Consider the following 10,089-nt stretch of genomic DNA (forward strand, 5'->3'; position numbering starts at 1 on the left):
CTATCGAATCACCATGCCACTTCCTACATAGTGGCATTTTTCTTCTACCTGCATAACGTTACTTGGTTTCTTACCAGAATCCTTTTTCTTTCTTGATACTTCTGCATACACACGTTTATATTTATCTGTTCCAACATTATCGAAAAAAGTCGAAACATTATTCACTTCAAATCGTTTATCTCTCTGAAGTAAACGTACAAACCAACGTATGTCATTTTTTGTCCCTTGAAGCCTTATCTTTAACATATTGACACCTCCTTGAATAGAAAAATAAAAGGCAGGGATATTCAATATTTTGTAATTAAATATCCCTGCCAAATTGGCTATTTTATTCACTTTTATTCATCAAAGAATATTGTATCCCTCGTGTCGACTCTATAGCCGACAACGACATGAATTCTGTCCACTATCTGCTTTTTATGCCTTTTCACATCGGTTCTGCCGAAATTGAAAAAGCTGCAAAAGTGCGTAAATTCAAGGATTTTCACGAATCTGTACGACGTAGCCCTATTATAGTCTCCACAAGAGTTGTCTCAAGGAACACATCACCAACCACAAGCTTGCCATACTCTGTCACATCCTTGAATGCAACAGGCACAACATTCGGCTAACCATCTGAGCATGTGGCAAGATCCCACATTTCATTTTTTAATAATTTTATCACTGATTCTGTAAGCATAAGCACATCTCCTTTGTTTTTGATGCACCCATGATATTATATCTGCTCCCATCTGGTAAGATATCAGCAAATTTATGAGTTACTAATAAATTTGATAGCTTACTGATATTTTAGCATTTCCATAATCCATGCAGGTTACAATATGCATATACTTCTTCTACCTGTTCACCATCGCAAAGGCAAAAATCTGCTACCGGCTCCTGCCCTGGATTTAACTGTTTTCTGTATATTCCCTGGTTTGTATTTAATGTAATCCACTCAATGAAATGCTCTTCAAGCATTGGATGTTTTGTCTCTCCGACCACGACATGAACATGACTGCCTTCTATAGTATATACAGGTACATGCTTCTCGACAGCAGCATCTGTCACTCCGGCTTTTAATTCCTGCATAGGTTCTCCGCAACAAATTACAGGTACACCCTTATCCTTTACCTTTTCAACAATGTTTCCACAATGCTTACATATATAATACTTTACTTCCATGCCTTTTTCTCCTTCCATGTGTAAAATTTATAATTCAATTGTCTCCATAATCTTTTTCAATGAATCTGCAGATTCCTTAAGCTTTAACGCTTCCTCGCCACTTAAATTAATAGGTATATCAGACTCAATACCATCTGCACCTACAATAGCTGGCATACTTAACGATACTCCGTCAATATCATATACTCCATGAATCATGTGTGATACAGGAAGTATTGATTTTTCATCTCTCATAATCACTTCGCAGATTCTTTTTACAGACATTGCAATTCCATAATATGTAGCGTGCTTTTTGTTTATAATCTCATAAGCACTGTTCTTGACTGCTGTAGCTATTTCTGCCGTGTTTTCCTTGTGCTTGTAATGTCCACGCATTTCACACATTTCACTTAATGGAACACCAGATACATTGGCTGATGACCATGCTACAACTTCGCTGTCTCCATGCTCACCTACTATAAATGCATGAACACTCCTGCTGTCCACAGATAAATGCTCACCAAGCTTATATCTTAATCTGGCACTATCTAACACAGTACCCGATCCAATAACCCTGTTTTCTGGAAGTCCTGATAACTTTATGGCTACCTGAGTCAGGATATCTACCGGATTCGCAACTACAAGCATGATACCTGCAAAATTTCTCTTTGCTATTTCAGGAATGATTGACTTAAATATTGCTACATTTTTATTTACGAGATCAAGCCTTGTCTCTCCCGGTTTCTGTCCCGCTCCGGCAGATATGACAACAATTGCAGCATCAGCCACATCATCATAATCTCCGGCATATATTTTCATCGGACTCGCAAATGGAATACCATGACTGATATCCATCGCTTCTCCTTCTGCCTTGTTCTTATCTGCATCGATAAGGACAATCTCTGTAAACAAGCCACTCTGCATTAAAGCAAAGACTGACGCAGAACCGACAAAACCACAGCCTATCATTACTGCTTTTTTTGAATTAATCACTTGCTTTTTCGTAATAATCTCATCTCCTTAATAATTCTCTTCATGTACTTCAAAATAGCTCTGTGGATGATTACATACCGGACATACCTCAGGAGCCTTTGTTCCTACCACGATATGTCCGCAGTTACGGCATTCCCATACCTTAACTTCACTCTTTTCAAATACCTGTGCAGTTTCAATATTCTTAAGAAGTGCACGATATCTCTCCTCATGATGCTTCTCAATTTCTCCTACTGCTCTGAATTTTGCTGCAAGCTCAGGGAAACCTTCTTCTTCGGCTGTTTTCGCAAAGCCTTCATACATATCTGTCCACTCATAATTCTCGCCTTCTGCAGCTGCCGCCAGATTTTTCTTTGTATCACCAATTCCTGCTAATTCCTTGAACCACATCTTTGCATGTTCTTTCTCATTATCTGCAGTCTTTAAAAACAATGCTGACATCTGCTCATAGCCTTCCTTTTTCGCTACAGAAGCAAAATAGGTATACTTATTTCTCGCCTGAGACTCTCCTGCAAATGCCTCCTGTAAATTCTTCTCTGTCTGTGTTCCTGCATATTTGTTTACTGCCATCTCTTTTACCTCCGTTTTCTTTACTATTTTTCTCTCTGCATTTCGGCAAATTCCTTTAAATGAAATATCATAATCCAAAAATTCAATTCCATTAATGTTACGAATTTTTCCAGCAAATTCGGTAATTTCATCCATATCCGCATCAAAAATCTCGCTGCACTTTACGCACCTTCCTCTACCAATATATCAAGATTTTTTTGAATGGCATTTCTCCTGCTTGTCGCCACTCATTATTGGGATTAGTTCTTAATAAGGATTATATTCTGTTTTTATTTTATTGTCAAGAAAATAGTAATAATTCTCATTCTCTGACTTTCCTCTTTGCATTTTCTTAATCTCAGAGAAGGGTATGATGAAAAAGAATTGAAAGATGCAATCATGGATAATTCCCAAAAAATTCTTCTTGAATTAGATCGTGAATTTGCTTTTGTCAGCAAAGAATCCCCTTTTTTGTCGGAGATGCTAAAAAATTTATTAATATGCTGTTCTACAACATACAAAAACACCGTTATGTTTTAATTGAAGTCAAGACAAGGGCATTGATTCCGGAGATATGGGACAATTAGGAACTTACATTGACAGTCGCTTTCGCCAGTGCTAGTATCTGTATTGGTTAGACGTATCTAACTTTTTTAATTTTAGCATATTATCAAACAATTAGGAGAATATTTTTATGAAAGTTTACGAATTCGGGGATAAAAATAAACCGAGCATCATGCTCTTTCCTGGCACCTGCTGCTATTGGAAAACCAACTTTGGACACGTTCTTGATGGGCTTCAGGAGCACTTTCATACTCTGGTTGTCAGCTACAGTGGATTTGACGATACGGAGAATTCTACATTTATTTCAGAGCTTGACGAAGTTCTGAAGGTTGAGAACTACATCAAAGATAAACTTGACGGAAAGCTGTTTGCAGCATACGGCTGTTCCCTCGGAGGTTCATTTGTCTCTCTCCTGATCGGGCGTCAGAATATACATATAGATCATGGAATCATAGGTTCAAGCGACATGGATCAGGCGCCAAAGTGGCTGGCAAAGCTTGAGACAGCCATCATGATGCCTATGTTCTATCCTTTTATCACCGGCAAGGAAAGCGGTATTCTGAAAAAAGTATTTGAGAAGAAAATGAACGAAGGAAATGACAGTTCTGAATATATGAAGAAATTCATGGAGATCATGGGCAAAGGAAGTGGAATAGACTTTTCATTCATATCCAAGGAGTCCATGAAGAATCAGTTCTGCACCGACCTGTACACAAGCGTTGGAGAACACATAAACGTACCCGGAACGACTATCCACGTATTCTACGCCAAGAAAATGGGTGAGAAATATCTTGAGCGTTACAGGAAGTGTTTCGCCGATCCGGATATCTGTGAATTTGATCTGCAGCACGAAGAACTGCTGCTTGACGCCGACCGCTGGGTTCATGAGGTCTGCAGGGTGTGCGGCATAAACTGATCTGCTCCTTTCTTAGGTCTGAATAAATCTTTCATATCTGTTTTCTCTATCTCCAACAGCTTGATCTTCTTGTCTATTCCACCTGCATAACCGGTCAGACTTCCATTTGTACCGACTACTCTGTGACACGGGATGACGATTGATATTGGATTGTGACCAACAGCACCGCCAACCGCCTGAGCAGACTTTTAAAACAGCTCACCCCTCTTGAAGCATTTTTCTCAAATCGCCAAATGTCTCGGATGCAGGGGCAACCCTGACATTTCTCACATCATCTTCTGCCTCAGCCAGAATTTCTAGCAGTTCTATACGAACATTCATGTTTTTATACTCTTCATATGACATAACCACATCATCTCCTCTGACACAACCTCAAATCAATATTAATCTAAGTCTCTCCTACTTCTTAACAACCAAATGCACGACCCCTGCAAATGAAAGTACAATGATCACCACATATACGATCAGTGTAATCAAGTGTCCATTCTGCCAGTTGTCCACCGCAAGCAGAGTCCATAGTGCGCCCTGAACCAACTGCGTTGCAATCTGTATCTTCTTATTACCCTTATTCTTACAGCTTATTATAAGTAATATTATGTAAACAACAAGACCTATACTCAGTAAAATGCTCATCACAAATATAACCACCTTTCGTCTGTATACTCATCTAGTTAGTTTTTCCTAACCAACTTCATTTTAGCACTAATTATTTTAAATTCAATCAGACAAATTCATAAGTTATATTAAGTATGATGAACAGCACAAATTTAAGAGGATGGTGTATTGCCTCAGTAATACTCCCACCCTCTAATGACTGATTTTTCTGTTGTCCGAACAACGAGACCGACCCTTACGTTCGGCATTGGAGCAAAGTTTTTCGCTGCCTGCCAGCGTCCTATATCTTTCGCAACAGGATAGGTCACAAGTAATGTAACCTCGGATTGAATCGTGTCAGCCCACGTTGTTCTCATTATGCACTGACACCCAGAAAAATTCAATGAACCTGTGGTGTAACATTACCAGCCCAGCTTCTGGCAGATCTCAGCCCAGGCTTCATCGTCTATCTCCTCATCGCGGAAAAGTCTTCTCTTGTCATCCTCTGTGATCATGCGAAGCACCTTACATGGATTTCCCGCTGCAACTGCCCAATCAGGGATATCCTTTGTAACAACACTGCCCGCACCGATTATAACGTTACTTCCAATATGCACGCCAGGGCAGATCACAGTGTTGCCGCCTATCCACACGTTGTCCCCAAAGGTCACTTCCTTGCCATACTCCCACATAGCACTTCGCACATCAGGATATATCGGATGACCTGCTGTGTATATCGCTACATTTGGCGCCATGAAACAATTGTCACCTATTTTCACCTTGGCAACATCAAGGATCGTACAGTTATAATTTGCAACTTTGTCAACAGCAGATGCCTGCACTATGGATACTCAGAATAAGAATGTAGAAAATTCATATGACCTCCTGTCACTCACCGCCATGATCGGATTCATCCAGAAGAATTATCCAGGCAAGCTATTGTTCAAAGACATCTCCAGCGCCGGAAGCTGCTGCAAAACAAAATGCACATCTCTTTTCCAGAGATACCTGTCGGTATCACCCATGCAATACCTGAACAACTATCGCCTTGAAAATGGATGTGCTATGCTTAGAAACTCTTCTATGTCCGTGACCGATGTGACATACGCCTATGGATTTTCCGGTACGAGCTATTTCTGTGAGTTGTTTCACAGGCACTATGGGATTACGCCGAATGAATATAGGAAAGAGAATTTATAGTTTTATGATTCTCTTTGCTCTCCCAACAGTAAACTGAATTATCGGCCCCGATACAATCACAGTAACAACCGTACACACACCAAACTTTCCCCCAAGGATCACACCTATCACAACCATGGCGGCATCAAGTATCATTCTGACTTTCTTCACCTGCCAGTGATTCTTCTCTGCAAGCGCAAATGTCACGGCCTCATATGAACCACGCCCAAGGTCTGCTGCCGCATACAGTCCTGTTCCCACCGCAAACAGCACAATTCCGACGAGCATGATCAACATATTGAGCCACATGTATTTGCTGTAGACATGCATTTGCGCAAACAGATCAACACACAAGCTGTAAACGATCTGGTAAAGTATCGTTCCTATATGTATCTGCGATCTGTCATATATGAGAACAAACAAGATCATAATCACCGCCACGATAAACGACGCTGCTCCGATACTCACATGAAACGTACCGGATATTCCCTGCCATAATACCGCAAGCGTTGCACCGCCGAATCCGGCATACAAAGCCAGGGTTATACCATATGCGGCAATAACTGAACCAATTATTATAACAGCTATCTTCTTTATCCACTCTCTTTTACTCATACAACCTCCTGTTGCCAAATAAAAAGACTATAGATAAAACTGTTATGTTCAGAAACAGCAAAATCTATAGTCTTCTTACGTGCCGAGACAAGCTCTTTTTAATTGTTGCTATACTATATCATTTATAACTTTTTGTCAATAACTGGTATTTCATCCCCTACCACCTGGATACAAATTCAAGAGTCTTGTCAATTAAATTCTCTCCTATGCCTGAAAAGCATTTATTTCTTCTATCATCTTACTGACCGCCAGGGAATATGGAATGTTTCGTCTCCAGGCAATCACAGTACTTGTCGTAATTTCAGGAAAAATTTTTCGTTGTACAAGAATGTCATCTCTCCAATACTTTGCAGCACCTTCGATTGATATCGGATACCCCAATCCATTTGCTGCCATGACTCCGGCATTGGTTCCAAGATTACTCGTAAAAGCAATCTGCAGTTTCGAAAAGTCTTTTCCAAACCAATTGGCAAGTTCACTTTGAACATTTCCTCTTTCGGGCAGGATCAATGGTTTTCCTATGAGATCTTCCTTTTTTATAAACTCTTTTTTTGCCAGCGGATCATCTGGCCGCATTCCAACACACCAGTGATCACAATCCATAATCCGGATATAATCCAAACCTTCGGTGTCCACTGGCTCCAAGAACAATGCAATGTCTACAATTCCTTTGCTCATCATCTCATACACTGCATCTGCTGTTGCAGTATGCAATGCAATCTGAACCAGCGGATATTTTTCTTTGTACGTTTTACATATCTTCGCCAATGTCTCCATTGCCGCAAATTCACCGCATCCAATGGTTATAGTGCCCTCTACTACCGTTTCTTTCCCTTTAAGTTCCTCTAGTGTTATTTCCTCAAGATTAAGAATCTCCAAGGCTCGCCTTTTTAATAGAATTCCCTCATCAGTAAGTGAGCTTTTCTTCCCCCTACGAATAAATAATGTTACTCCAAGCTCCTCTTCAAATGCCTCCATTTGTCTTGAAAGCGTTGGCTGAGTAATATGCAATTGTTCTGCTGCTTTTGTAAAGCTCTGTTCTTTTGCTACTGTCAGAAAATAGCGTAATAGTCTTAATTCCATATCATTAAAGTCCTAATCTTCCCTTGTTTTTTTCAAACCTTTTAATCAGTTCTTTTCCCATTACTATAATTTCATTTCGCCAGGGATGACCGAAGATTCCACAATTCATTGAAATATCTTCCATTGGCGAGAATTATAATCCATTCGCCAGTGATGCCATCACGAATCCATCTTCTAAACCCCCCCTTCATACTTCACATGGTCATTCACCACCACTCCAATGATTCTTGAGTTGTTTCTCGCAAGCAGAATGCCTGCCATATTCGGGATATATCCTGTCCTTTCAAGCTCCTGCTGAACACGTTTTACTGTTTCATCTGAAATCTTTTCTGTATTTCCATGAATCACTTTTGAGACAGTTGCGGTACTAAGTCCTAGTGCATCTGCGACATCCACAATCCTAACCCTGTTATGTATCATATCCATACCCTCTTTACCTGAATTTGTAATTACATGGTACAATCAAGATCTGATTTTTACAAAGGTTAAACGCATAACCCATAACAAAATCCTTATTATGTTTTTGTCGTATTTTACTAAAACGTTCTGTCCCTTCTTGCATAGTCCAAGCATTAGTCATTGATCTTGTATTTCTTATGAAATAAACTCTCTCCTCTTGTCCCTAATTCTCTCATAAATATCAATCGCCTTGTTAAATCCCTTGCCCAGTAATTCATCACATGCTTTATTCAGCGCATCCGGAAAAGCATTTGCCAAATAATCAAACCGCTTCATAGCCATTTGCTCTCCTAGTCCAATGTTAGCCGCTTCTCTTCTAAATGAATCTCTGGTGATCTTTTTAATATCATACTCATTCCCAATACTAAATGCCATATCTCTGGTACTGCTTGTATATATTACCGTACTCAATATGTCATATGCCGGTGCCAAGCGTACTGTTTTCAACTCTTCATCATAAAGCAATGAAACATTTTTGATATGATTATCTGTATTGCCTATTAGGTAATTGAATATACATATATCCCACATTTTCAATTGATCTGCTATTGGGTTGAACGATTTCTGTCTTATGATCTCAAACATCATTTTTAAATATCCGGCATTATCACTCTCATATTTGTTATGCGCCGAAATTCCCATCGCTTGAGAGAAATCTTCCTGATGTAACCTGTACGGAACACTTAACCCATTGATTTTTTTTAATCCGTCCTTTATTGCACGATCATATCTTTTAGTTGCTAGCAAAACTTCCTCATCTCTGCCATCCCCGACATTGACTATAAAACTTTCAGGAATCTCTATTCCCATATTTCCTGCCGTCATCATACACAACTGCTCATTTGTAACTATTCCGTCAAGCCTTACATGACTCTGCTTTACTATATGTGTACTTGGCGCTGCCCCTTTTGGTAAATACCAATCTTTATTATTTTCATCATAATATAACCCAACCTTTCCAGATGCTCCTGTAAGTGACAAATGTGACTTTGTGACTAACTCCGCAGTCTCCATTGCTCCTTCTCTTGCCAACTGACTAACCTCATCAATTGTCAATTTCTGATAATCTGCATTTACTACTTCGTTATTCTCATCTGTAATTTTTATTGCTCCCAGACACTCATTACCTAACCCGGCTAATAATGACAAATAATTATTTGCGTCTGTATGCAATAACCCAGCCACACATCTTCTGGTAAATCCTTCAGGTAACAAACCTTCAAAAAAATTCCTTGTATCATCAACGGAAAATGCATTTGCAGATAATGGCAAATGAATTGATATCGGTCTGGCTATGTTACCAGATAAATACTCTTCTGCATATGAGAATCTAGCATCTTCTTCTTTTTCTCCAATTATACGACCTACATATGTCTGCAAGCCACCAATCTCTATCCAAACCCCCAAATTTCTCATATTCTAACCTCTCTTTTCTACGAGAATATCCATTCCCAGTAAATTGATAATTGTAATTGCCTTTCCGATTTCTGCTGTAGCCTTACCTCTTTCCAAATCCGAAATAAAACTTACACTAAATCCTGTAAATTCTGCTATATAAGCCTGAGTATATTTCAGTTCTTTTCTTCTTATTCTGATTGCCTCACCCAAAGATTTTGAATCTATTATTTTCATACATATTCCTCGTCTTTCTATATCAAATTATCAACACATAACTTCATACACATCATATGGTCGTACGGCTAAATTATATATATATACGCTTTGCAAATAAGCCGTACGGCTAATTTTGTATAGTTCTGATTATACAATAAGCCGTACGGCTAAGTCAACTTTTCTTATATAAATAAAAACGCCAGAAACCTTGTAAATTCAAGGTTTCTGACGCTTATTATCAGCAGGGGATGAGAGAATCGAACTCCCACCAAAAGTTTTGGAGACTCCTATCATACCATTTGACCAATCCCCTATATACAGAAAAAATTTAACACCTGCTGCAGCGTTAAATTTTCCCGGTACTTTTTATTCTGTACCTT

Annotated in this window: 12 protein-coding genes, 1 tRNA gene and 3 pseudogenes; 2 read left to right on the plus strand and 14 right to left on the minus strand. The window is 39.2% G+C overall.

Annotated elements, in window-relative coordinates; translation table 11 throughout:
• The 4 genes from OCV54_RS14150 to rbr all read right to left on the minus strand — a co-directional run bounded on the left by OCV54_RS14150 (position 1) and on the right by rbr (position 2,706).
• Positions 1-246 (minus strand): hypothetical protein, encoded by a 246-nt coding sequence (locus tag OCV54_RS14150; RefSeq protein WP_044998373.1) that lies wholly within the window; start codon positions 244-246, stop codon positions 1-3.
• A 543-nt stretch (positions 247-789) separates the two neighbouring features.
• Positions 790-1,164, minus strand: coding sequence for a desulfoferrodoxin family protein (locus OCV54_RS14155; protein ID WP_022216261.1), 375 nt, complete (start codon positions 1,162-1,164; stop codon positions 790-792).
• A 27-nt stretch (positions 1,165-1,191) separates the two neighbouring features.
• Positions 1,192-2,136, minus strand: coding sequence for an L-lactate dehydrogenase (locus OCV54_RS14160; protein WP_021739968.1), 945 nt, complete (start codon positions 2,134-2,136; stop codon positions 1,192-1,194).
• 27 nt (positions 2,137-2,163) lie between these two features.
• Positions 2,164-2,706, minus strand: a complete 543-nt coding sequence (gene rbr, locus OCV54_RS14165; protein WP_044998372.1) for a rubrerythrin — start codon at positions 2,704-2,706, stop codon at positions 2,164-2,166.
• 673 nt (positions 2,707-3,379) lie between these two features.
• Between rbr and OCV54_RS14170 the strand changes: the two genes are divergently transcribed.
• Positions 3,380-4,165: an alpha/beta fold hydrolase gene (locus OCV54_RS14170; protein WP_055224654.1), complete on the plus strand. Its 786-nt coding sequence runs from the start codon at positions 3,380-3,382 to the stop codon at positions 4,163-4,165.
• Here OCV54_RS14170 and OCV54_RS14880 read toward each other — a convergent pair.
• From OCV54_RS14880 to OCV54_RS14190, 4 genes and pseudogenes are all read right to left on the minus strand, one after another.
• Positions 4,132-4,350 (minus strand): annotated as a pseudogene (locus tag OCV54_RS14880) (methylated-DNA--[protein]-cysteine S-methyltransferase); the annotation flags it as partial. The gene OCV54_RS14170 and the pseudogene OCV54_RS14880 overlap by 34 nt on opposite strands.
• 13 nt (positions 4,351-4,363) lie before the next feature.
• On the minus strand, positions 4,364-4,510 hold the full coding sequence (locus OCV54_RS14180) for a hypothetical protein (protein WP_238051945.1): 147 nt from the start codon (positions 4,508-4,510) through the stop codon (positions 4,364-4,366).
• A gap of 54 nt (positions 4,511-4,564) precedes the next feature.
• The gene (locus OCV54_RS14185) at positions 4,565-4,798 is read right to left on the minus strand and encodes a hypothetical protein (RefSeq protein ID WP_055224655.1); all 234 of its coding nucleotides are present in this window, start codon (positions 4,796-4,798) and stop codon (positions 4,565-4,567) included.
• 383 nt (positions 4,799-5,181) lie between these two features.
• Positions 5,182-5,574, minus strand: a pseudogene (locus OCV54_RS14190) (sugar O-acetyltransferase); the annotation flags it as partial.
• 28 nt (positions 5,575-5,602) lie between these two features.
• Here OCV54_RS14190 and OCV54_RS14195 point away from each other — a divergent pair.
• Positions 5,603-5,959, plus strand: coding sequence for a helix-turn-helix transcriptional regulator (locus tag OCV54_RS14195; protein ID WP_055224658.1), 357 nt, complete (start codon positions 5,603-5,605; stop codon positions 5,957-5,959).
• Here OCV54_RS14195 and OCV54_RS14200 read toward each other — a convergent pair.
• The 6 genes and pseudogenes from OCV54_RS14200 to OCV54_RS14230 all read right to left on the minus strand — a co-directional run bounded on the left by OCV54_RS14200 (position 5,954) and on the right by OCV54_RS14230 (position 10,022).
• Positions 5,954-6,553, minus strand: a complete 600-nt coding sequence (locus OCV54_RS14200; RefSeq protein ID WP_055224660.1) for a YczE/YyaS/YitT family protein — start codon at positions 6,551-6,553, stop codon at positions 5,954-5,956. The genes OCV54_RS14195 and OCV54_RS14200 overlap by 6 nt on opposite strands.
• A 204-nt stretch (positions 6,554-6,757) precedes the next feature.
• The gene (locus tag OCV54_RS14205; protein WP_055224662.1) at positions 6,758-7,636 is read right to left on the minus strand and encodes a LysR family transcriptional regulator; all 879 of its coding nucleotides are present in this window, start codon (positions 7,634-7,636) and stop codon (positions 6,758-6,760) included.
• Between the two features lie 148 nt (positions 7,637-7,784).
• Positions 7,785-8,056: pseudogene (locus OCV54_RS14215) on the minus strand (LacI family DNA-binding transcriptional regulator); the annotation flags it as partial.
• A gap of 174 nt (positions 8,057-8,230) precedes the next feature.
• Positions 8,231-9,511, minus strand: a complete 1,281-nt coding sequence (locus OCV54_RS14220; protein ID WP_055224664.1) for a type II toxin-antitoxin system HipA family toxin — start codon at positions 9,509-9,511, stop codon at positions 8,231-8,233.
• Between the two features lie 3 nt (positions 9,512-9,514).
• Positions 9,515-9,727 (minus strand): helix-turn-helix domain-containing protein, encoded by a 213-nt coding sequence (locus OCV54_RS14225; protein ID WP_004853489.1) that lies wholly within the window; start codon positions 9,725-9,727, stop codon positions 9,515-9,517.
• A 224-nt stretch (positions 9,728-9,951) separates the two neighbouring features.
• A tRNA-Trp gene (locus tag OCV54_RS14230) sits at positions 9,952-10,022 on the minus strand.
• Between the last annotated feature and the right edge of the window lie 67 nt (positions 10,023-10,089).

It is taken from the genome of Coprococcus aceti, assembly GCF_025567285.1.
In the GTDB taxonomy this organism is placed as follows: Bacteria; Bacillota; Clostridia; order Lachnospirales; family Lachnospiraceae; genus Coprococcus; species Coprococcus aceti.

Excerpts from the sequence above, each read along its gene's own strand:
- OCV54_RS14155 (WP_022216261.1), bottom strand. The coding sequence starts at position 1,164 with ATGGAAGTAAAGTATTATATATGTAAGCATTGTGGAAACATTGTTGAA.
- OCV54_RS14225 (WP_004853489.1), bottom strand. The coding sequence starts at position 9,727 with ATGAAAATAATAGATTCAAAATCTTTGGGTGAGGCAATCAGAATAAGA.
- rbr (WP_044998372.1), bottom strand. The coding sequence starts at position 2,706 with ATGGCAGTAAACAAATATGCAGGAACACAGACAGAGAAGAATTTACAG.
- OCV54_RS14205 (WP_055224662.1), bottom strand. The coding sequence starts at position 7,636 with ATGGAATTAAGACTATTACGCTATTTTCTGACAGTAGCAAAAGAACAG.
- OCV54_RS14220 (WP_055224664.1), bottom strand. The coding sequence starts at position 9,511 with ATGAGAAATTTGGGGGTTTGGATAGAGATTGGTGGCTTGCAGACATAT.
- OCV54_RS14200 (WP_055224660.1), bottom strand. The coding sequence starts at position 6,553 with ATGAGTAAAAGAGAGTGGATAAAGAAGATAGCTGTTATAATAATTGGT.
- OCV54_RS14195 (WP_055224658.1), top strand. The coding sequence starts at position 5,603 with ATGGATACTCAGAATAAGAATGTAGAAAATTCATATGACCTCCTGTCA.
- OCV54_RS14180 (WP_238051945.1), bottom strand. The coding sequence starts at position 4,510 with ATGTCATATGAAGAGTATAAAAACATGAATGTTCGTATAGAACTGCTA.
- OCV54_RS14170 (WP_055224654.1), top strand. The coding sequence starts at position 3,380 with ATGAAAGTTTACGAATTCGGGGATAAAAATAAACCGAGCATCATGCTC.
- OCV54_RS14185 (WP_055224655.1), bottom strand. The coding sequence starts at position 4,798 with ATGAGCATTTTACTGAGTATAGGTCTTGTTGTTTACATAATATTACTT.
- OCV54_RS14150 (WP_044998373.1), bottom strand. The coding sequence starts at position 246 with ATGTTAAAGATAAGGCTTCAAGGGACAAAAAATGACATACGTTGGTTT.